The sequence below is a fragment of the Nonomuraea sp. JJY05 genome (genome assembly GCF_043496855.1).
GTDB lineage: Bacteria > Actinomycetota > Actinomycetes > Streptosporangiales > Streptosporangiaceae > Nonomuraea.
In genome coordinates this window covers 46,095-64,739 of sequence record NZ_JBIEIS010000054.1, presented here as the reverse complement: position 1 = coordinate 64,739, position 18,645 = coordinate 46,095, and the positions used below count along the sequence as shown (strand labels likewise).

At 71.4% G+C, this 18,645-nt stretch carries 24 protein-coding genes; 9 read left to right on the top strand and 15 right to left on the bottom strand.

Going from position 1 to position 18,645, the window contains the following annotated elements:
* The first annotated feature begins 195 nt into the window (after positions 1-195).
* Positions 196-744: a helix-turn-helix domain-containing protein gene (locus ACFKCF_RS52225; protein ID WP_394503671.1), complete on the top strand. Its 549-nt coding sequence runs from the start codon at positions 196-198 to the stop codon at positions 742-744.
* On the opposite strand, the gene ACFKCF_RS52220 is transcribed toward ACFKCF_RS52225, so the two are convergent.
* The 10 genes from ACFKCF_RS52220 to ACFKCF_RS52175 form a co-directional block, all read right to left on the bottom strand.
* Complete coding sequence (locus tag ACFKCF_RS52220; RefSeq protein ID WP_394503669.1) at positions 741-1,478, bottom strand: methylated-DNA--[protein]-cysteine S-methyltransferase; 738 nt, start codon at positions 1,476-1,478, stop codon at positions 741-743. The genes ACFKCF_RS52225 and ACFKCF_RS52220 overlap by 4 nt on opposite strands.
* Complete coding sequence (locus tag ACFKCF_RS52215; RefSeq protein WP_394503667.1) at positions 1,475-2,035, bottom strand: RNA polymerase sigma factor; 561 nt, start codon at positions 2,033-2,035, stop codon at positions 1,475-1,477. Before ACFKCF_RS52215 ends, ACFKCF_RS52220 begins: the two co-directional genes overlap by 4 nt.
* An 86-nt stretch (positions 2,036-2,121) precedes the next feature.
* Entirely contained in the window at positions 2,122-2,424 is a 303-nt protein-coding gene (locus ACFKCF_RS52210) for a DUF1416 domain-containing protein (RefSeq protein ID WP_192789757.1), read from the bottom strand.
* A complete protein-coding gene (locus ACFKCF_RS52205; protein WP_364850206.1) occupies positions 2,424-3,263 on the bottom strand; it encodes a sulfurtransferase in 840 nt (279 codons plus the stop codon). Before ACFKCF_RS52205 ends, ACFKCF_RS52210 begins: the two co-directional genes overlap by 1 nt.
* Positions 3,260-3,673, bottom strand: a complete 414-nt coding sequence (locus tag ACFKCF_RS52200) for a DUF4395 domain-containing protein (RefSeq protein ID WP_394503665.1) — start codon at positions 3,671-3,673, stop codon at positions 3,260-3,262. The genes ACFKCF_RS52205 and ACFKCF_RS52200 overlap by 4 nt, the downstream gene beginning before the upstream one ends.
* Positions 3,674-3,844: 171 nt before the next feature.
* Entirely contained in the window at positions 3,845-4,294 is a 450-nt protein-coding gene (locus ACFKCF_RS52195; RefSeq protein WP_394503663.1) for a thioredoxin family protein, read from the bottom strand.
* Positions 4,295-4,322: 28 nt separating this feature from the next.
* Positions 4,323-5,159, bottom strand: coding sequence for an anti-sigma factor family protein (locus ACFKCF_RS52190; protein ID WP_394503661.1), 837 nt, complete (start codon positions 5,157-5,159; stop codon positions 4,323-4,325).
* Positions 5,156-5,668 (bottom strand): sigma-70 family RNA polymerase sigma factor, encoded by a 513-nt coding sequence (locus ACFKCF_RS52185; RefSeq protein WP_192789752.1) that lies wholly within the window; start codon positions 5,666-5,668, stop codon positions 5,156-5,158. Before ACFKCF_RS52185 ends, ACFKCF_RS52190 begins: the two co-directional genes overlap by 4 nt.
* A gap of 37 nt (positions 5,669-5,705) precedes the next feature.
* Entirely contained in the window at positions 5,706-6,371 is a 666-nt protein-coding gene (locus ACFKCF_RS52180) for a DUF2993 domain-containing protein (protein WP_394503659.1), read from the bottom strand.
* A gap of 85 nt (positions 6,372-6,456) precedes the next feature.
* On the bottom strand, positions 6,457-6,708 hold the full coding sequence (locus ACFKCF_RS52175; RefSeq protein ID WP_394503657.1) for a MoaD/ThiS family protein: 252 nt from the start codon (positions 6,706-6,708) through the stop codon (positions 6,457-6,459).
* 176 nt (positions 6,709-6,884) lie between these two features.
* Between ACFKCF_RS52175 and ACFKCF_RS52170 the strand changes: the two genes are divergently transcribed.
* The 3 genes from ACFKCF_RS52170 to ACFKCF_RS52160 all read left to right on the top strand — a co-directional run bounded on the left by ACFKCF_RS52170 (position 6,885) and on the right by ACFKCF_RS52160 (position 11,609).
* Positions 6,885-7,577 (top strand): response regulator transcription factor, encoded by a 693-nt coding sequence (locus ACFKCF_RS52170; protein WP_185070386.1) that lies wholly within the window; start codon positions 6,885-6,887, stop codon positions 7,575-7,577.
* Positions 7,578-7,676: 99 nt separating this feature from the next.
* Complete coding sequence (locus tag ACFKCF_RS52165; protein WP_394503655.1) at positions 7,677-11,138, top strand: tetratricopeptide repeat protein; 3,462 nt, start codon at positions 7,677-7,679, stop codon at positions 11,136-11,138.
* Positions 11,139-11,240: 102 nt separating this feature from the next.
* Positions 11,241-11,609, top strand: a complete 369-nt coding sequence (locus ACFKCF_RS52160; RefSeq protein WP_394503653.1) for a hypothetical protein — start codon at positions 11,241-11,243, stop codon at positions 11,607-11,609.
* A 56-nt stretch (positions 11,610-11,665) separates the two neighbouring features.
* Here the strand turns inward: ACFKCF_RS52160 and ACFKCF_RS52155 are convergent, their stop codons facing one another.
* Entirely contained in the window at positions 11,666-12,334 is a 669-nt protein-coding gene (locus tag ACFKCF_RS52155) for a 2'-5' RNA ligase family protein (protein WP_394503651.1), read from the bottom strand.
* Between the two features lie 82 nt (positions 12,335-12,416).
* On the opposite strand from ACFKCF_RS52155, the gene ACFKCF_RS52150 reads away from it, so the two are divergent.
* Both ACFKCF_RS52150 and ACFKCF_RS52145 read left to right on the top strand, forming a co-directional pair.
* Complete coding sequence (locus ACFKCF_RS52150; protein WP_394503649.1) at positions 12,417-13,019, top strand: dienelactone hydrolase family protein; 603 nt, start codon at positions 12,417-12,419, stop codon at positions 13,017-13,019.
* A complete protein-coding gene (locus ACFKCF_RS52145; protein ID WP_394503647.1) occupies positions 13,016-13,384 on the top strand; it encodes a VOC family protein in 369 nt (122 codons plus the stop codon). Before ACFKCF_RS52150 ends, ACFKCF_RS52145 begins: the two co-directional genes overlap by 4 nt.
* A gap of 170 nt (positions 13,385-13,554) precedes the next feature.
* On the opposite strand, the gene ACFKCF_RS52140 is transcribed toward ACFKCF_RS52145, so the two are convergent.
* The 3 genes from ACFKCF_RS52140 to ACFKCF_RS52130 all read right to left on the bottom strand — a co-directional run bounded on the left by ACFKCF_RS52140 (position 13,555) and on the right by ACFKCF_RS52130 (position 15,474).
* Positions 13,555-14,250: an anti-sigma factor family protein gene (locus ACFKCF_RS52140; protein ID WP_394503646.1), complete on the bottom strand. Its 696-nt coding sequence runs from the start codon at positions 14,248-14,250 to the stop codon at positions 13,555-13,557.
* Positions 14,251-14,399: 149 nt separating this feature from the next.
* Positions 14,400-14,897, bottom strand: a complete 498-nt coding sequence (locus ACFKCF_RS52135; protein WP_387570666.1) for a sigma-70 family RNA polymerase sigma factor — start codon at positions 14,895-14,897, stop codon at positions 14,400-14,402.
* A 196-nt stretch (positions 14,898-15,093) separates the two neighbouring features.
* Positions 15,094-15,474, bottom strand: a complete 381-nt coding sequence (locus ACFKCF_RS52130; RefSeq protein ID WP_394503644.1) for a VOC family protein — start codon at positions 15,472-15,474, stop codon at positions 15,094-15,096.
* An 82-nt stretch (positions 15,475-15,556) separates the two neighbouring features.
* Here ACFKCF_RS52130 and ACFKCF_RS52125 point away from each other — a divergent pair, with 82 nt between their 5' ends.
* Positions 15,557-16,018 carry a MarR family winged helix-turn-helix transcriptional regulator gene (locus ACFKCF_RS52125; RefSeq protein ID WP_394503642.1) on the top strand — a complete coding sequence of 154 codons (462 nt, stop codon included), beginning with the start codon at positions 15,557-15,559 and terminating at the stop codon, positions 16,016-16,018.
* A gap of 12 nt (positions 16,019-16,030) precedes the next feature.
* On the opposite strand, the gene ACFKCF_RS52120 is transcribed toward ACFKCF_RS52125, so the two are convergent.
* On the bottom strand, positions 16,031-16,420 hold the full coding sequence (locus ACFKCF_RS52120; RefSeq protein WP_394503641.1) for a hypothetical protein: 390 nt from the start codon (positions 16,418-16,420) through the stop codon (positions 16,031-16,033).
* Positions 16,421-16,796: 376 nt separating this feature from the next.
* Here ACFKCF_RS52120 and ACFKCF_RS52115 point away from each other — a divergent pair, with 376 nt between their 5' ends.
* Both ACFKCF_RS52115 and ACFKCF_RS52110 read left to right on the top strand, forming a co-directional pair.
* A complete protein-coding gene (locus ACFKCF_RS52115) occupies positions 16,797-17,921 on the top strand; it encodes a sensor histidine kinase (RefSeq protein ID WP_394503639.1) in 1,125 nt (374 codons plus the stop codon).
* Entirely contained in the window at positions 17,918-18,568 is a 651-nt protein-coding gene (locus ACFKCF_RS52110; RefSeq protein WP_394503637.1) for a response regulator, read from the top strand. The genes ACFKCF_RS52115 and ACFKCF_RS52110 overlap by 4 nt, the downstream gene beginning before the upstream one ends.
* Positions 18,569-18,645 lie beyond the last annotated feature (77 nt).

Below are 18,645 nucleotides of genomic sequence, written 5' to 3'. Positions count from 1 at the left end.
CAGGTCGGGGAGGCGCCGCCACACCTGTCGAACCGGACATCTGCAGAATCGTATCGGTCTGTCCCATGTGTCGCAGCAGCAACCCCGGAATGCGCGATGCTCCGCGTGCCAGTGCGGGTGTGGTCCCTGGGCAGTGACAAAAGAATTATCGGCGGGGAAATGGCGGTCCCGAAGCGGGGCGCGTGCGATTGTTCTATGGAGCCGCGGCCCGCACTCGACGCCGACCCCCACGTCGTGGGAGATCGCCTCCGGCGGCTGCGGCACGAGCGCGGCGTGTCGCTGTCGGAGCTCGCCAAGCGCGCGGGCATCGACAGGGAGACGCTGTCGGACGTCGAGACCGGCAAGATCGACGCGACGGCGGAGACGCTCTGGGCGATCACCGCGCAGCTCGGGGTGCCGATCGGGGCGATACTCGACGCGCCGCCCGAGCCGCAGATCATGCGGGGCAGGGCGATGGAGGCGGAGCTGCTGGAGGTGTTCGAGGACGACCGGGTCACGTACGAGCTCTACCGCGTGATCGTCCCGCCGGGCCTCACCCAGACCTCGCCCGCCCACCACGAGGGCGTGAGCGAGCACGTCACGGTCTTCACCGGCACGCTCAGCGCGGGCCCCATGCGCGAGCCGCTCACGGCCGGGCCGGGCGACCACATCTCGTGGATCTCCGACGTGCCGCACGGCTACCGCGCGCACGGCCCCGACGTCGTACGCGCCACGCTCCTCATGCGCTACCCGATCAAGCCTTAGGCGCTGGCGGGCCGGCAGGTGCGGCACGGCCGGTAGCCGGCGGCCCTGGCCTGGGCGATGGTGCGGAAGCCGTGCCGGTGCCGCGGCGTGATGCGCCGGGCGTTGTGGCAGGTCGGGAAGCACACCACGCCCGTGGTGTCGCTGGCCAGGTAGAACACCCGGTCCCCGGCCAGCTCCCGGACCCGGTCCAGGTCGACGCCCTCGGCCAGCAGCAGCCGCTCCTTGGCCGCCGAGCCGAACACGTAGTCCCCCACGACGCCGTCCGACCGGGTGACGCGGTGGCACGGAACGAGCAGCGGCACGGGGTTGCGGCCGAGCGCCGTGCCCACCGCGCGCACCGCCCCGGGCCTGCCGATCCGCTCCGCGATCCACGAGTACGGCCTGACCTCGCCGCGCGGGATCGTACGGGCCGTCTCCAGCACGTCACGCTGGAAGTCGCTCATCCCCCGCAGGTCCAGCCGCAGGCGGCCCAGCCGCCCCGTGCGCAGCGCGGGCAGCAGCCCGGCGGGCGGACGTTCGGCGGGCAGCAGCGGGCGGGCGAAGCGCCCCCTGAACGCCTCGGCGAACCCGTCGCCCGGGTGCACGTAGGCCACGCCCTGGTCGGTGAACGCGACGCGCAGCTCCCCGATCGGGCTCGGGACGCGTACCCAGCGGGCCGCGATCCGGTCGAGCAGTCCCTCGGGCGCGTCGGCGGCCAGCGCCGCCAGCCCGGCCAGCAGTGGATCATGGGTCATCGGGCACCTCCCAGTGCGCGCAGCCGCCGCAGTCCCCGCGACACGTGCGACTTGACCGTGCCCTGGGGGATCCTGAGCACGGTGGCGATCTCGCTGACCGGCAGGTCGACGACGTGCCTGAGCACCACCGCGACCCGCTGCTCCTCGGGCAGCAGGCCGAGCAGCCCGGCCAGCTCGTCGCCGGTCTCGCGGCGCACCGCGGCCTCCTCGACGTCCTGACGGGGGTCGGCTTCCTCCACAGGCTGGTCCTGCAGCTCCGGTGGCGGCTTGCGGGACCTGGTCCTGGCGCAGTTGCGCCAGATGTTCATCAGGATCGTCATCAGCCAGGCCCTCGGCTGGAGGGTGGCGATGCGGTCGCGCTCGTATCCGGCCAGCGCCCGGTACGCGCGCAGGAACGCCTCCGCGGTGAGATCCTCGGCGTCGGCCCAGCGACCGCTCAGCCGCAGCGCGGTCGAGAAGACCAGGCCGCGGTAGGCGCCGTACAGCTCGGCGAACCCCTCGTCGAGGTCGTCGAGCAGCGCCTTGCGCACCGGGTCGGGGCAGTCGGTTTCTCTCACGCTGGCTACAACACCGCCGCGTCCGGATCCGTTGCAGCGAAAAGACCCGCGTCCGGAAAGGACGCGGGTCTTTTACGTCAGCAGGCTCAGACGGCGACCGCGAGCGAGGAGACCTCGCCCAGCTTCGCCTCCACCTTGATGTCCCGGGTGACGCCGCCGCCCGCGATGATGCGGACGGTCCAGTCGCCGGGGGCGGCGAAGAAGCGGAAGACGCCCTCGTCGGACACCACGACCTCGCCGGTGAACTCGCCCGAGTGGTCGAGCAGACGCGCGTACGCCGTGCCGGCGCCGGTCACCACGCCCTGGATCACGGCCTGGGTGGACAGGTCGATCCCGGCGGGCAGAGTGATCGTCTGCTCCGGCGCTCCGCAACCCTGTGCAGTAGTCATCAGCGGGCCTCCCCCAGCTCGATCGGCACGCCCACGAGCGAGCCGTACTCGGTCCACGAACCGTCGTAGTTCTTCACGTTGTCCTGCTCGAGCAGCTCGTGCAGCACGAACCAGGTGTGCGCGGAACGCTCGCCGATGCGGCAGTAGGCGATGGTGTCCTTGCCGAAGTCGACCCCGGCCTCGGCGTAGAGCGTGCGCAGGTCGTCGTCGGACTTGAACGTGCCGTCGTCGTTGGCGGCCTTGGACCACGGGATGTTGCGGGCGGTGGGCACGTGGCCGGCGCGCTGCGCCTGCTCCTGCGGGAGGTGCGCGGGAGCGAGCAGCTTGCCGGTGAACTCGTCGGGCGAGCGCACGTCGACCAGGTTGAGCTTGCTGATGGCGGCGACCACGTCGTCGCGGAAGGCGCGGATCTTGGTGTCCTGCTCCTGCGCCACGTACTGCGTCTTGGCCCGCTCCGGCACGTCACGAACCAGCTCGCGGGAGTCGAGCTCCCACTTCTTGCGCCCGCCGTCGAGCAGCTTGACGTTGGAGTGGCCATAGAGCTTGAAGTACCAGTACGCGTAGGCGGCGAACCAGTTGTTGTTGCCGCCGTAGAGCACGACGGTGTCGTCGTTGGAGATGCCGCGGTCCGACAGCAGGGCCTCGAAACCGGTCTTGTCCACGAAGTCGCGGCGCACCGGGTCCTGCAGGTCCTGCCGCCAGTCGACCTTCACGGCGCCACGGATGTGGCCTTTGTCGTAGGCGCTGACGTCTTCGTCGACCTCGACGAGGACGACTCCGGGGGTGTCGAGGTTGGCCTCGACCCAGTCGGCGTCCACCAGGGCGGCGGAGCGGCTCATTTGGAAACCTCCATGTTGGCGGCGGGCAGTAGACGGCGAATGAGCAGGTACATCTCGCAGCCAAGGCAGAATCCGAAGGCTGCGTTGAGGAAAGCGGCGAGGAGAGCCGCAGCCGTGGCCGCGAGGGCCATCGGCGTGATCCCGGTGAGATATCCGACCAGGCCCGCGACCGCGAAGACCAACCCCACCGCCTGGGCGAACCGCGGCGGGCGGGAGTCCTCGGTCTCCTTCGGGGCGCTCTTGACGAGCGCCTTGAAGAGCATCGTGTACGGCGAGCGCGACACGACTCCGAGTGCGAAGACCATCGCCTGGACAGCGAGAAGCCAGGCACTCCCCGTCACCAGGACGAGGGCGAGGACCAGGGTGGTGATGGCCGCGCCGAAGCGCAGCGCTCTAGGGTCGGCACGCATCGCGGGATGCTCCTGAAGGGTCGACGGGGCGGACCGGATGTCCGCGGGATCGTCCTCAGGCAGCGCGACAGAGCGCGGTGGTCACGCGGCAGAAATCAACCGCGCGCCGCTTCGTCAGCAGCTCTGTCGTTGGGTTCATGCCGAAAACACTACTCGGCGTCTCGTCATCTGTCACATCTCGTCCGGTTGGTGAGACGATTCGTGAGACGACAGCGGCGACACGGCCGTGGCGAGGGCGGCCAGGACGTCCGCCTTGCGGGGCAGGCCGGCGGCCCTTTTCACGATCTTTCCGCTGGTGTCGAGCACGAGGACCGTCGGCGTGCGCATGATGTCCAGCCGCCGTACGAGGTCCAGCCGGGACTCGGCGTCGATCTCGACGTGGGTCACGCCCGGCACGATCCCGCTGACGTCGGCCAGGATCCTCCTGGTCGCCCGGCACGGCTGGCAGAACGCGGTGGAGAACTGCACCAGCGTCGCCCGCTCCCCCAGACCGGCGCCGAGGTCGGCCTCGGACAGCCGCTCGCCACCCGTGTCACGCACCCGTCCGTCGCGGCGCAGGCGAACCACCCCGATCACAGAGCCGAGCGCCAGAGTCGCCAGCGCCACCCACCAACCAGTCATCTCCAGATGCAACCACAGGCACCCGCGTTTACTTCCGCACCGGGATCCTGATCAGCACCTTCTCCTTCCGGTCGACCACGTAGAACGCGGTGATCTCGGACATGGGCAGCGTGGTCGACCGCTTGAAGACGGCCTTGTCCTGGTACGCCTCGCGGCTGACCGTCCAGCTCTCCGTCAGCTCGTGCCGCCCGCCGGTGGCCACGACGAGGAGGCTGCAGGTCGTGTCGACGGGCACGCCCCGCACGCTGACGTCCAGCTCCGTGCCGCTGCCGCCGGGCCAGGCCGACACGGTGGCGGAGTACTTCTCGGCCCTGTTCACGCCGGAGAACTTCAGGCCCTCGGCCATCGCGAACGGCGACGCGGACGGCGCCCTGCTGGGCCGCTTGGCCTGCCTGGTGGGCGTCGCCGACGGCTCGGCCAGACGGCTCAGCGGCGCCTGGTCGCTCTCCGAGGAGGCCGAGTCCTGCATCGTCTTCGGAGCCTCGGTGGACACGGGAGCCGCCGCCCCGGCGGTCGCCCTCTCCTGCCGCTGCGCGCTGCTGTTCACGACCGACACGACCGTGCCGCCGAGCCCCAGCAGCGCGACGGAGCCGGCCGCCACCAGCAGCAGCCGGCCGCGCCTGTTCCGTTTGGCGCGGGCGTTCAGCAGCCGGTCGAGCACCTGCCGCGGCGGGCTTGCCACCAGCTCCACGTCGCGTTCGGACACCTTGCCAAGAAAGGAGGCCACGCCTTCGAGGTCGAGCAGCTCGCGGCCGCACTCCTCGCAGGTCGCCAGGTGGTTGTCGATCTCCAGCGCCTCGTCGGGGTCGAGCGCGCCCAGCGCGTGCGCTCCCAGGGCGAGCCTTACCTCCTCGCACGTCATCATGGCGCCAACCCCCGCTCCTCGAGGGCCAGTTTGAGCGCCCGCAACGCGTAGTAGGTGCGCGATTTGACCGTGCCCGGCGGTATGCCCAGCGTCGCCGACGCCTCCTTCACCGATCGCCCCCGATAGTAGACCTCCAGCAGCACCTCACGGTGCTCCTGCCTGAGCGCGGCCAGCGCCTCGGCCACCGCCCACGACTCGACGGCGCGCTCCAGGTCGTCGTCCGCCGGCATGACGGCCAGCGCCTCGTCCCCGGTCTCCTGCGGTCTGGCCTTCTTGGCCCGATGCTGGTCGACAACAAGATTGCGGGCCACCGTGAACAGCCACGCGCGCACCGGCCGCCCCGAGAGGGCGTCGGGATGTCGCCAGGCCCGCAACAGGGTCTCCTGCACGACATCCTCAGCCCGCCCGGAGTCTCCGGTCAGCCGCAGGACGTAGCCGTAGAGTGGCCCGGCATGCTCGTCGAAGAGGGTCCTCACGAGTTCCTCGTCCGCGGTGCCGGCTGCGCTCACACCCTCTTCACGTACGTCGGGCCGGTCCGGTTCAGCGTCATCCACGGATCGGCACGTCAGACGCTTCGGCCGAGATCTCCAATCCTTCGGCCACGCTCTTGACTCCGGTCACCTTCACGTCGAAGGGCAGCTTTCCCTTGAACTTGATGGTGTAGGAGACGAGCGACGCGAGCTGGTCGGGCACTCCCTCGATCTTCTCGGCCTGGATCTTGATGCCGCCGTCGACCAGCTCGACCCGCATCTCGGCGTTGAACTTCACCTTCTGCACCCCGACCGTCACCTCGCCCGACGCCGTGAGCCGGTCACCGTTGCCGCCGATCTTGACGCCGCTGGGGGCGTACTTGTCGATCGTCGCCCTGGTCAGGGTGCCGCTGATGGCCACGCGCCCGGCCTTGATGTTGGCTCTGTTCTGCAGGACGTCCGCCAGGGGAGCCGTCACGTCGTAGGCGGCGCCCCGGAGGTTCTTGATCGGCACGCCACCGTAGGTGAGCGTGCCGAGATCGAACCGTACCTCCGGATAGTGCCCGGAGATGGCCTGAGTGAGAAAAGGGATGCCCTCAATTGTCACGGTCGGCTTGTCGGAGAGGTCGGTCGCGGCCGCGATCCGGTTCGAGAGATCGCGCTCCACGCCGGCCACGGCGACCCGGTCGACGGCGACAAGGAGAATGACCAGCACGATCAGGAAAATGATCAGCTTCCGCATGGGGCTCCCTGTCTGAGGCGGGGGTCAAGAGCCTATCGACTGGCCTCACTCATTCCCCCACACCGTGCCAAATCACTGGGCCCCATCACCCGCCCGCGAACGGCGGCAGCACCTCCACGGTCGCCCCGTCGGCCAGAACGACCTCGTCATGAGGGCGTTTGCCGACCGGGGTGCCGTCCACGAGGAACGAGCAACGTCTCACCACACGCGCCAGATCCGCACGATTCTGTGTGATTTTCGTCATGAGTTCACCAAGAGTGACCGCGTCGAACGGCTCCTCCGCCACTCCGGCCGCCTCCTTCGCCGCAGCCCAATAACGTACCTTTCCCGTGGCCATGGGCACCTCACTATCGCTTTCCGGTCTATTGTGCGCCGCCCTTAACAAGGTTGTTTCGGGAGACGCGCTGTTCACCTGGTGGACGCGCAATGGACGCGACCTACTCGTGGGATATCCTCACCTACGGGACCTGGGCGACGTAGCCCCCGGGTCCTTGCGTGTTTGAGGAGGCCGTAATGAGCAACCTGCTCCTGCTGACCAACGCCCTCGAGCCGTCCGCCGAGGTGCTTCCGGCGCTGGGCTTGCTGCTCCACTCGGTCCGGGTCTCGCCCGCGGAGGCGTCCGCGCTGATCGACACGCCTCCGGCCGACGCGGTCCTCGTCGACGCGCGGAAGGAGCTCGTGCAGGCCAAGAGCCTGTGCCGGCTGATCCGCACGACCGGCATCGACTGCCCGCTGCTGGTGATCGTCACCGAGGGCGGGCTGGCCGCGATGACGGCCGAGTGGGGCGTGGACGACGTGCTGCTCGACAGCGCGGGCCCGGCAGAGGTGGAGGCGCGCCTGCGCATGGCCACGGGCCGCATCTCCCAGGCCGCGACCGAGGAGGTCCCCGACGAGATCCGCAGCGGCGACCTGTCGATCGACGAGGCCACCTACACCGCGCGGCTGCGCGGCCGGGTGCTCGACCTCACGTTCAAGGAGTTCGAGCTGCTGAAATACCTCGCCCAGCACCCGGGTCGGGTCTTCACCCGGGCCCAGCTGCTGCAGGAGGTGTGGGGCTACGACTACTTCGGCGGCACCAGGACGGTCGACGTCCACGTGCGACGCCTGCGCGCCAAGCTCGGCACCGAGTACGAATCCCTCATCGGAACGGTCCGCAACGTCGGCTACCGCTTCGTCCCCGACCGGCAGGACACCGCCGCCGTCTGATCATTGACAGAGCCACCCGCCGATGTGACAAATTGTCGTTGAGGCTGTTTCACATCTGTCATACGAGGACACCGCCGTCCCCAGATTGGTGGTGTCGGGGTGGGTCTGTTCCGGTCGTTGGTGGACGAGGGCGCCAGGCCCCGCGTCTTCCGGCGTAACGAGACCATCTGCTCGCCGTTGCGGCCCGCCCACCAGGTTCACCTCATCGACCACGGCTACGCCCGCGAATACACCCCGGCGGGCGAGCGCGAGGCCATCCACGACCTGCGCGGCGCCGGCGACCTCGTCGGCGAGCTCGCCTTCTGGAACCCCGCCGAGCGCGCCAAGGTGGACGCGCTGACCGAGGTGCGGGCCTGGCCCATCGACATGCGCCGGCTGCGCGAGCACGCCGCCGCCGGCCCGGCCGTGGCCACGACGCTGGTGCAGGAGCTGTTCGCCAGGAACGTGGCCGCCCGCAGGCACGAGTCGCTGGCCCGCGCCCCCGTCGCCGCCCGGCTGGCCGTGTGGCTGCTGCACCTGGACGAGCGTTACGCGCTGGCCTCGGAGTCCGCGCCGCCGCTGTCCATGGAGACGCTGGCCGACCTCGTGGGCAGCTCCCCCGACGTGGTCCAGCGCCAGCTCACGCAGTGGGTCCAGCGGGGCTGGCTGGTACGGCCCGGCTACCGGCGGCTGCGCATCGAGGACCCGTCCGCGCTGCGCGACCTGGCGGGCGGCTGGGAGCACCTGTCGCAGCCGTGGCAGGGACGGGTGACGCCGTTCCTGACCAGGCCGGGGGCGCTCGCCGAGCCGCTGCCCCTCGGCGAGGTGCCGAAGCCGCGCCAGCTCCCCGCCGACGTGTCCGACTTCACCGGGCGCCAGCAGAGCCTGGACCTGCTCACCGCCTGGCTGGAGCGGCCCAGGCGGACGAACACCATGATCGTGCAGGGTCTGCCCGGCGTGGGCAAGACCGCGCTGGTGACGCACTGGGGGCACCTGAACGCCGGCCGCTTCCCCGACGGCCAGATCGTGATCGACCTGCGCGGGCAGTCGCCGAGCCAGCCGCCGATGACCCCGGCCGAGGCGCTCGGGCAGATCCTGCGCTCGCTCGGGGTCGGCGAGCACATGCCCGCCGACGACGAGGCCGAGCTGACGCTGCTCTACCGCAGCAGGATCGCCGGGCGCAGGCTGCTGCTCATCCTCGACAACGCCGCCGACCCGGCGCAGGTGCGGGCGCTGCTGCCGGGTGGCAAGGACTGCGTGGTGCTGGTGACCAGCCGCACGCGGATGGCGCCGTTGCGGGCCACCGGGCACGCCGACCTCATGGACCTGCCGGTCCTCGACCCGGGCAACGCGGTGGCGCTGCTGGTGGCCGTGCTCGGAGAGCACTCGCCGCGGGCCGCCGACCGGGACGCGCTGGCCGAGCTGGCCAGGGTGTGCACGTACCATCCGTTCGCGCTGCGGATCTCGGCGGCCAAGCTGGCCGAGAACCCCGGGCTGAGCGTGCAGAAGCGGGTCCAGGAGCTGCGCAGGCCGGGCACGCTCCTGGTGGGCGATCCGGAGGAGGCGTTCAGGTCGGCGCTCGACCTGGCGTACGAGTCGCTGAGCCCGGGGCAGCGGCGGGCGTTCCGGCACGTGGGGCTGCTGCCGGGCCGGGACTTCACGCCCGAGGTGCTGGCCGCGGCGCTCGGCGTCCCGGTCAGCGAGGCCGTGGTGGCGGTGGAGGGGCTGCACCGGGCGTATCTCGTCGAACCGCTGGCCGGCCCGCGCTACCGGGTGCACGACCTGGTCAAGCGGCTGGCCAGGGAGCTGGGCAGGCACGCCGAGGCAGGCGTGCGGGAGGCCAGGGCCCGGCTGCTCGACCACTACCTGGCGGTGGCGACGGACCCCGCGACGGCGCCCGAGTGGTTCGAGGCCGAGCGGCGCTCGCTGGTCTCGGCCGTGCGGCTGGCCGAGGAGAGCGGCGCCCAGGGGATGGCCTGGCGGCTGGCCGAGGCCGTGTTCGAGCCGTTCAGGAAGCTGCGGTACAACGAGATCAACCTGGAGATCCAGCAGGCCGGGCTGACCTCGGCGATGCAGGTGAGCAACCGGCGGGCGATCGCGCGCATGCGCAGCAACCTGGGCTCGATCCACCGGGACATCGGGCCGTCGACGCTCGCGGCCAGGTTCATCGGGGAGGCGCTGGAGGAGTTCGCCTCGCTCGGCGACGCCGAGGGGCGGGCCCGCGCGCTCGATGACCTGGCCGAGGTGCACGGCATCGCGGGCCACAACGAGGAGGCCCTGCGGTGCGCGGACGAGGCGCTCGGCCTCTATCGCGAGATCGGCGACCTGGCCGGGGTGGCGAGCTGCCTGCACACGCTCTCGCGCCTGCACGTGTCCCAGGAGCGCTACGAGCTGGCGTTGCAGCACGCGGGGCAGGCCCTGGAGGTGCGGGAGGAGCTCGGCGACCGCAGGGGCACGGCGCAGAGCCTGATCATCCTGGCCACGGTGCAGCGGAACCTGGGCGAGCCGAACGCGGCGCTGTCCGAGGGCCTGGAGGCGCTGTCGATCTGCCACGAGCTGGGCGACGAGCACGCCGAGGCCGAGACGCTGCTCTGCCTGGCCGAGATCTACGACCTGCTGCGGTTGCCGCACGACGCGCAGCGGGACGCCGAGCGGGCCCTGGCCGGGTACACGGCGACGGGCGACCAGCACGGCTGCGGGCGCGCCCTGTGCGCGCTCGGCCGGATCGCGCGCAACGGCTCCCGGTACGACGAGGCCCTCGCCTACTACGAGCAGGCGCTGGCCGTGCAGGTGGAGCTCCACCACGAGCAGGGCAAGGCGGAGACGCTCGGGGACATCGGGCTGGTGCACTGGCGGCTGTCCGACTACCTGCGGGCCGACGACTACCTCAACCAGGCGCTGGCGATCAGCCGGGTGATCCGCGACGAGCCGGTGGAGGCCCGCATGCTCAACCGGCTCGCCAGGGTGCGGCGGCGGCAGGGGCTGCCGCACGTGGCGTTCGTGTACGCGCTCGAAGCCCTGGACATCGTGCAGGGCATGGGCAACCGGCGGGCCGAGGCGGACGTGCAGGAGACGCTGGCGAACACGTACCTGTCGCTGGGGCAGCACCAGCCCGCGCTGCGGGCGGCCAAGGCGTCGCTGGCGATCAGGGAGGAGCTGCGGGACAACCGGGCCAGCGCGCTGCTGTCGATGGCGCAGGCGCTGCACACGGCGGGCGAGCCGCAGGAGGCGCTGAAGCTCGCGTGGGAGACGGTCGAGCTGCAGAACGAGACCGGCACGAAGGACCGGTGGGCGGCGGCGCTCACGACGCTGGCCATGGTGCTGCTGGACCTGGGCCTGGCCGGGGAGGCGCTGGTCCACGCGCGCCAGGCCAGGGACGTCCATCTGGAGTGCGGGACGAGGCGGGATCTGGGGTGCGCGCTGCGGGCGCTGGGCCTGATCTCGGCCAGGCTGGGCAACCGGGGCCCGGCCGGCGGCTATCTGCGGGAGGCGCTGCGGCTGCTGGAGGAGGTGGGGGACGTCTTCGAGGTACGGCGGGTGTCGGAGGATCTTCGCGAGCTCGGGACCAGCCCCACGTCCTGAAATATCGCTAAAAGTCGTGAAATCTCGGAAGTGAGGTCGCAGATCTTCTCCGGAAATTTCCGTTAGCTGGTGCTACCAGCTACTCCAACGGGGGTGATCCGGATGCTCAAGAACCATCTGCGTCGAGACCTTCAGTGGCTCAAGCGCCAGGCGCGCAAGGACAGGCGGATCACGGTTGTCCTGCTCACCGGCGTGCTGGCCGCCTGGGTCCGCCAGCTTCCGCCGTCGGACCTGCTCGGCGGGTCCCCGACCCTGCTGGCCCTCTCGCTGGGGCTGCTCGCCGGCTCGGGGGCGGCCTGGCTGATGTCGGCGTACCTCGTCACCAGGACCCTCAAGGCGCGCAGGGAGCCGGCGGAAGAGCTCCGGTGGATCTCCAGGATCAGCCGGGGCAAGGAGTGGGCCTTCTGCTCGCTGAGCGCTTATATGGCCTGGCACCTGCTGCAGTTCGTCACCGCGGTGGTGCTGGGCTGACCTGGACCGGCGGCGGGGTGTCACCCTCGGAATGGGGCCCGGGTGGCACCCTGCCGTCACGCCCGGCCCAGCCGGGCCTCTTCCAGCGCCTTGACGTGGATGCCCGCGTCCGCGAGCACGAACTGCACGATCTCCGCCGTGTCCAGCTCGGCCAGGCCGAAGTCGACGTCGGCGTGGGCGTCGCACCAGTCGACGATCGGGCGGGGGTCGGCGAGCGGGCCGGCGAAGTGGACGAGGCTGACGTACCAGCGGTCGCGTACGCGTCCGTGCTCCAGGTCCCGCACGCCGCGCGAGGCCATCGCGCGGGCGAACCGCCTCCACAGCCTGGCCAGCGTGTCGTCCTCGGGATGGCCGCAGACCAGGACGCCGCCGGGATGGGGGCTCACGCCCGCCAGCCGCACCCGCGCGGGCCCGACGCCCTTCGCGGCCTCGGCCAGGGCGTCCCGGTAGACCGCGCGGAGCCGGTCGCCGGCCGGGATCCGATCGCGATAGGGCTCCAGGGACCTCAGCGTGACGTGCAGGGTCCGCCTGCCGTGCACCCAGTGCCCCGGCGCCTCTATGGTCGCGGCCAGTGCCGCCAGCCGGTCCAGCACCTCACCCCAGGGGCGGAGCACGGCCGCCGCGCCCCACCGCCTCGCGCCCTCCACCATGGGGCTGTCGTGGGTCGCCCGGCCCGCCAGCAGAGCCGCTCGCCCCTCGATTCGGAAGTCGGCGAAATCGGACATCCGTGCAGTATGCCTGATCCCGCCACGGATAGAGCCGGGTTTGTGCGGGCAGTGGCAGGTGAATGGCAGGGAGGTGGGGCACGTGTCCGGCGATCTGGTCGTTCCTGACGGCGCTCATGGAGTGGTGGTGTTCGCGCACGGCAGCGGCAGCAGCCGGCTCAGCCCGCGTAACCGCTACGTGGCCGGGGCGCTCAACAAGGCGGGGCTGGGCACGCTGCTGTTCGACCTGCTCACGCCCCAGGAGGAGGCCGACAGGGCGAACGTCTTCGACATCGGCCTCCTCGCCGAGCGGCTGCTGGAACGTACGCGACGGCTGCGCGAGCAGGAGGAGGAGGCGGCGGGGCTGCCCATCGGCTACTTCGGGGCCAGCACCGGCGCGGCGGCGGCGCTGTGGGCGGCGGCCGAGCCGGACAACGCGATCTCCGCGATCGTCTCGCGCGGCGGGCGCCCCGACCTGGCGGGGCCTCGACTCGCGGCGGTGCGCGCGCCTACGCTGCTCATCGTGGGCGGCCGGGATCCGATCGTGGTGAAGCTCAACGAGGAGGCTCAGCAGCGCCTGCGCGCCGAGAGCCGCATCACCGTGGTGCCCGGGGCCACCCACCTGTTCGAGGAGCCCGGCGCGCTGGAGACCGTGGCCGAGCACGCCAGAAACTGGTTCACGACTCATTTGAGAGGTCCCGCATGAGCTTCCGGTGGTCGACCGTGTGCCTGGAGGCGCTCGACGGGCCGGCGCTGGCCGCCTTCTACCGCGAGCTGCTCGGCTGGCGGGTCAAGGAAGAGGAGCCCGACTGGGTGGTGCTCGTCCCGCCGGAAGGCGGCACCGGGCTGGCCTTCCAGAGCGACCCCGGCTTCGTCCGCCCGGCCTGGCCCGCGTCGCCGGGCAGGCAGCAGATGATGATGCACCTCGACATCGAGGTCGACGATCTCGACGCGAGCAGCGCCCGCGCCGTCGAGCTGGGCGCGACCGTGGCCGACTTCCAGCCGCAGGACGACGTACGCGTGCACTTCGACCCGGCCGGGCACCCGTTCTGCCTCTATGTGAGCGGGTAAGTCGATTGCCCCTGCCCCCGACGGGGGTGAGTACGGCGCCGGCCCACCTCCACCTGGCCCGGTTGCGGGCCGGGAGCGCCGCCGAGCACCGTACGGCGGGGCCGGCGGCGCTCCCTGGGACGGGATCCGCTGAGCCGCGGCAGGTCCGCGAGCCTGCCGCGGCTGTGAGCTCACACTGGGATCGTGGCCAGGCTCCTGCCGTCGAAGGTCTCGACCGTGAAGTGGTTCAGCTCGGACTCCGGGAGGCTGGTGCCGCCGTGCAGCAGCAGGGGGTCGGGGGCCCCGGGCACGCCGTACCCCTTGTCGGGCACGCCCCAGCTCGCCACCACCTCGGAGCGGCCGTCATTGCCCACCGCCATGAGGCGGCACTGCAGCGGACCCTTGACGCCCTTGAGCTCCAGCGCGACGTGGGTGCCCCAGCCCTTGTCCTCCAGTCCGACGAGAGCGGATACCCCGGTGCCCTTGTCGGTGGCGGAGTAGGTGTGGCCGGTCATGAGGAGCGCGCGGGCCGGGCTGTGGATGCTGTCGGGGTTCGGGCCGCCGGTGACCGAGTTGACGGCGAGGAAGACGCCGGCCGCGACGAGCACGCAGGCGGCGGCGGACATGAACGTGCGGTGCAGGCTCCGGCGGCGGCGTTCGGTGGCGGCGCGGCGCACCAGGAGCGATTCGACCTCGGGGTCGGGCGGGCTGGGCAGGAGGTCGTCCGGGTGGACGGTCTTGATCAGCTGCCCCATCTCGGCGAACGCCCCGGCCTCTTCCGCGCAGCTCGGGCAGCCCCTCAGATGGCGCTCGAACTCGGCCTTCTCCTCCCCGCGGAGCAGGCCGAGCGCGTACGCGGCCACGTCTTCGTGACGCACCTCGGTCATGAGAGCGTCACCCCCCTTTCCTCGTGACGCATCTCCATCATGAGCGCGTCACCCCCCTTTCGCGGTGGCTTCCGTAGTGACGCGCCTCCCACGTCATGGCAACGTCACCCCCCTTTCGGTGTGACTCTCGTAGTGACGCGCCTCCCACGTCATGGCAGCGTCACCCCCCTTTCCTCGAGCGCCACGCGTAACGCGCGCATGGCGTAGTACACGCGGGACTTCACGGTGCCCACGGGGACCCCGATGATCTCCGCCGCCTCCTGGACCGTGCGGTCCAGGAGGAACGTCTCCGTGAGCACCTGGCGATGGGCAGGCGAGAGCGACATCATCGCGTCGGTCACGACGATCTCGCGTAACAGCTGCTCGTCCTCCGCGGCCACCGAGTTGAGGCGTTCCGGGACGTCCTCGACGGTGTCGAGCGGGCGCGAGCCGGAGCGGCGCCTGTTGTCGATGACCACGCGGCGGGCGACGGTCGCCAGCCAGGGCATCAGGGAGCCGGACTCGGTACGCAGGTCGGGGAGGTTGCGCCAGGCGCGCACCAGGGTCTCCTGCACGACGTCCTCGGCCCAGCGCCGATCGCCACCCGTCAGCCGGACGGCGAAGGCCATCAGGGGGGCGCCGTATTCGCGGTACAGGGCTCGGACCATGGCCTCGTCGGTCACGCGGTGATTCACCCGCGACTCCTCGCGCTGCGGATACCAGGAAATATCCCGCCGATATTGGAACCATCACTCTAGCCACCCGAGGGGGCCAGATGCTGGCACTTTGCCCTTCTCTCCGCTTCGCTGGATTTACCGGCTATATCGTGCTTTGCCCACCTGCGGCGCCCGATGAACCGATGACTTAATGATCTTCAGGCTCGGCGGTGAACAGCTCGTAGCTGTGGCCGTTGGGGTCGCGCACGTACACGCCGCGACCGCCCGCCAGGTGGTTGATCTCGCGGTCCCAGCCGTTCATCGGGCCGGAGCCGTAGTCGATCGCCGGGTCCCCCTTGAGCCGCTCCATGAGCGCGTCGAAGGTGTCGTCGTCGACCAGGAAGGCGTAGTGGCCGGGCTGGGGCGCGCGGCGGTCGTCGAAGTCGAGGGTGAGGTCGTCGTTGACGCTGACGGGCGCGAACGGCCCGGCGGGCGGGCCGACCCGCAGCCCCAGCAGGCCGGCGAAGAACGCGGCCGCCGCCTCGCGGTCGGCGGCCGGGACGATCAGGTGGTTCATGACGATGGCCATGACGGCATCCCTTTCCGAAGATGTATGTGAATCGCACATAATCATACGTGCGTATCGCATGCAACTGTCGTAGGGTGAGGGCATGAGCGAGGAGGCCGACGGAGGGCCGGCGCTGTTCCACCTGGTGCGGTTCTGGTCCCGCCGATGGGCCGGGCGGGCGTCGGAGGAGCTGACCGGGGAGCTGCGTCACGTGCAGCACATCCTGGTGGTGGAGGCCGTGCACACCAACACGCGCGCCGGCGGGCAGGCGCTCGAGCCGCCCACGGTGGGCACGGTGGCGCACCAGCTCGGCCTCGATCATTCGGGCGCCAGCCGCATGGTCAAGGACGCCGTCGAGGCGGGCTATCTCGCCCGCGACACCTCCGAGCACGACCGGCGCCGCGCCTCCCTGCGGCTCACGGACAGCGGGCACGCGCTGCTGGACGGGGCGAGGCAGTGGCAGCGCCGGGCCTTCGAGGAGCTGACCGCCTCCTGGGACGAGCGCGACCGGCGGCAGTTCGCGACCTACCTGCGCCGGCTGGCCGACGACCTCGGCGCCCCCTGACGCCCGGCGGTCTCAGGCGCCGCCCGGCTCCATCAACCGGTCGAGCCTGAGGCCGAGGTCGATCATCTCGCAGCGCAGCGAGTCGATCTTCCCGAGCAGGTCCGAGTGGACGGCCTTGAAGCTCTGGTTCATCTGCACGCGGAGCCCGGCGACCTCCACGATCAGAGCCTCGAAGTCCTGGCTCACCTCGGTGCGGACGTCCGCGACCTCGGCCCTCAGCTCGGACACGTTGATCGACACCTGCGCGACGAGGGCCGGCAGGTCGGACCGGTACGGGCCGGGCTGGGCGGGGACGATGTCGTTGTGCCGGGGGCGTCGGTCAAGGCTGCCGCTGGAGCGCAGGGTCGCTTCGAGAGCTTCCACCCGGAGCTTCAGATCGAGGATCTCCGCCTCTACGTTCACGCACACCTACCTTCGCCGGGATTACTGCTTTGCGTGAGCACATGATGGCAAGCCGTTCATGATCAGGAGCGATCGATCGTTGAAGCGGGTACGGATTTTTCTCCGCCCGCAGGCGTGCTGTCCTCCCGGGACGTGCAGATTCGACCCCGGACCGGATGCCGGAATGGTGACGGCCATCGCATGGACGCTCCTGCGAAAGAGCCACGCTTCACGTTTCGCAGGAGAACTGGCGATGGCCGCGGGAACAGTCTGCTGGCCGGTCGATCGCCGGTGAAGCCCCATCGCGATCGGTGACTCCTACTTGTTCGGCTCAGGGCCGCATGACCGTACTTTCGGCCGGTGTGGCGGGCGGGCGGCGGCTCCTAGCCTGGGCGGTGTGCGGGTGCGGGAGTGGCGGGCCGGGATCGCGGCCGACGTGGTGATCGGCGCGGTGTCCGCGGCGGTGCTCGCCTTCTACGGCTACCGGATCAGCACGAGCTGGGGTGGCGCGTACTGGGTGTCCGGGTGCACCGCCGGGGCGGTGGTCTGCGCGCTCGCGCTCGTCCGCCGGCGGAGCCGGTTGTGGACGGCGGTCGCGGGGCTGGGCGTCGCGGCGGCCGCCATCGTGGTCGCGAAGGCCGCCCACCTGCCCACCGAGCCCGGTCCCGGCGTGATCTTGGGGCTGTCCGTGCTCGTCGGGTCCGCCGTCCGGGTGCTTGCGCCCCGTCCGGCCTGCGCCGTGGCCGGTGGCGGGCTCGTGGTGGTGGCGGGGGCCTTCGCCGCCGCCGCCCAGCCGGCCATGGGGACGATGAGCGCCGTGGGCTGGGCGGGCGCCGTCGTGGCCGGGCTGTGGCCGCGGCTGCTGGCCGCCCGCCGCCGGGCCGTCGAGGAGCGCGTACGCCGTGGCGAGCGCCTGGAGCTGGCCAGGGAGCTGCACGACGTCGTCGCCCACCACGTCACGTGCGTCGTGCTCCAGGCGCAGACCGCGCGGCTGCTCGCCCACAAGCAGCCGGAGCGGCTGGCGACCTCTCTGGCGGACATCGAGGCGGCCGGCTCCGACGCCCTGGCCGCCACCCGCCGCGTCGTCGGCCTGCTCCGCGACCCGGCCCGGGGCCTGCCCGCCCTTGAGGGCCTCGACGAGCTGGTCAGGCGCTTCGGCGGCCACGGACCCGCCGTACGGCTGCGGCTCCCCGACGACGAGGACACCGCACTCTGGCCGCCCGAGGTGGCCACCACCGTCTACCGGATCGTCCAGGAGTCGCTGACCAACGTCTCCCGCCACGCCCCGCAGGCCCGCTCGGTCACCGTCACCGTCACGCGAGCCCGGGACTCGGTCACCGTCGAGGTCGCCGACGACGCCCCTCCCGGCCCGGCCCGCCGGCGCGGACGCGGCGGATACGGCCTGGTCGGGATGCGCGAACGCGTCGAGGCCCTCGGCGGGACGCTGCGCGCGGGCCCCCGTCCCGGCGCCGGCTGGTCCGTGGTCGCCGCCCTCCCCGTCCCGGCGCGGGAGCACCCATGAGCGGCATCACCGTCATGCTGGCCGACGACCAGGCGATGATCCGTGACTGCCTGCGCCTCATCCTGGAGGACCAGCCCGACATCAGCGTCGTCGCCGAGGCCGCCGACGGCGCCGAGGCGGTCGCCCTGGCCCGCCGGCTGCGCCCCGACGTGTGCCTCGTGGACATCCAGATGCCCGGGCTCGACGGCATCGAGGTCACGCGGGCCCTCGCGGGGCCGGAGGTCGCCGACCCGCTGCGGGTGGTCGTCGTCACCACCTTCGACCTCGACGAGTACGTCTACGGCGCCCTGCGCGGCGGGGCGATCGGCTTCGTGCTGAAGGACGTCGGCCCCGACCTGCTCGTCGAGGCGGTCCGGGCCGCGAACGCCGGGGACGCCCTGATCTCCCCCTCGCTCACCCTCCGGTTGCTGCGCCACCTCACGGCCACCGCCCCGGTCCGCCGCGCGCCCGCGCAGCCGCTGTCGGACCGGGAGTTCGAGGTCGTCCGGGCCGTCGCCAGGGGCCGCACCAACCAGGAGATCGCCGCCGAGCTCTTCATCTCGCTGAGCACCGTCAAAGGCCACGTGTCCGGCGTCATGACCAAGCTGGGCCTGCGCAACCGGGTCGAGATCGTCGCCTGGGCCTGGGAGCACCGCCTGGTCGACTGAGCCGCTACTCCGCCTACGGTGCGATGTGGGCGGCGGGCCCCGGCGGGCGGCGTTTCGGGAGGGGCGGCGGCGGGTAA

Coding starts and splice junctions, on each gene's coding strand:
- ACFKCF_RS52225 (WP_394503671.1), top strand. CDS start 196: ATGGAGCCGCGGCCCGCACTCGACGCCGACCCCCACGTCGTGGGAGAT.
- ACFKCF_RS52220 (WP_394503669.1), bottom strand. CDS start 1,478: ATGACCCATGATCCACTGCTGGCCGGGCTGGCGGCGCTGGCCGCCGAC.
- ACFKCF_RS52210 (WP_192789757.1), bottom strand. CDS start 2,424: ATGACTACTGCACAGGGTTGCGGAGCGCCGGAGCAGACGATCACTCTG.
- ACFKCF_RS52205 (WP_364850206.1), bottom strand. CDS start 3,263: ATGAGCCGCTCCGCCGCCCTGGTGGACGCCGACTGGGTCGAGGCCAAC.
- ACFKCF_RS52200 (WP_394503665.1), bottom strand. CDS start 3,673: ATGCGTGCCGACCCTAGAGCGCTGCGCTTCGGCGCGGCCATCACCACC.
- ACFKCF_RS52195 (WP_394503663.1), bottom strand. CDS start 4,294: ATGACTGGTTGGTGGGTGGCGCTGGCGACTCTGGCGCTCGGCTCTGTG.
- ACFKCF_RS52190 (WP_394503661.1), bottom strand. CDS start 5,159: ATGATGACGTGCGAGGAGGTAAGGCTCGCCCTGGGAGCGCACGCGCTG.
- ACFKCF_RS52180 (WP_394503659.1), bottom strand. CDS start 6,371: ATGCGGAAGCTGATCATTTTCCTGATCGTGCTGGTCATTCTCCTTGTC.
- ACFKCF_RS52175 (WP_394503657.1), bottom strand. CDS start 6,708: ATGGCCACGGGAAAGGTACGTTATTGGGCTGCGGCGAAGGAGGCGGCC.
- ACFKCF_RS52170 (WP_185070386.1), top strand. CDS start 6,885: ATGAGCAACCTGCTCCTGCTGACCAACGCCCTCGAGCCGTCCGCCGAG.
- ACFKCF_RS52160 (WP_394503653.1), top strand. CDS start 11,241: ATGCTCAAGAACCATCTGCGTCGAGACCTTCAGTGGCTCAAGCGCCAG.
- ACFKCF_RS52155 (WP_394503651.1), bottom strand. CDS start 12,334: ATGTCCGATTTCGCCGACTTCCGAATCGAGGGGCGAGCGGCTCTGCTG.
- ACFKCF_RS52145 (WP_394503647.1), top strand. CDS start 13,016: ATGAGCTTCCGGTGGTCGACCGTGTGCCTGGAGGCGCTCGACGGGCCG.
- ACFKCF_RS52140 (WP_394503646.1), bottom strand. CDS start 14,250: ATGACCGAGGTGCGTCACGAAGACGTGGCCGCGTACGCGCTCGGCCTG.
- ACFKCF_RS52135 (WP_387570666.1), bottom strand. CDS start 14,897: ATGGTCCGAGCCCTGTACCGCGAATACGGCGCCCCCCTGATGGCCTTC.
- ACFKCF_RS52130 (WP_394503644.1), bottom strand. CDS start 15,474: ATGGCCATCGTCATGAACCACCTGATCGTCCCGGCCGCCGACCGCGAG.
- ACFKCF_RS52125 (WP_394503642.1), top strand. CDS start 15,557: ATGAGCGAGGAGGCCGACGGAGGGCCGGCGCTGTTCCACCTGGTGCGG.
- ACFKCF_RS52110 (WP_394503637.1), top strand. CDS start 17,918: ATGAGCGGCATCACCGTCATGCTGGCCGACGACCAGGCGATGATCCGT.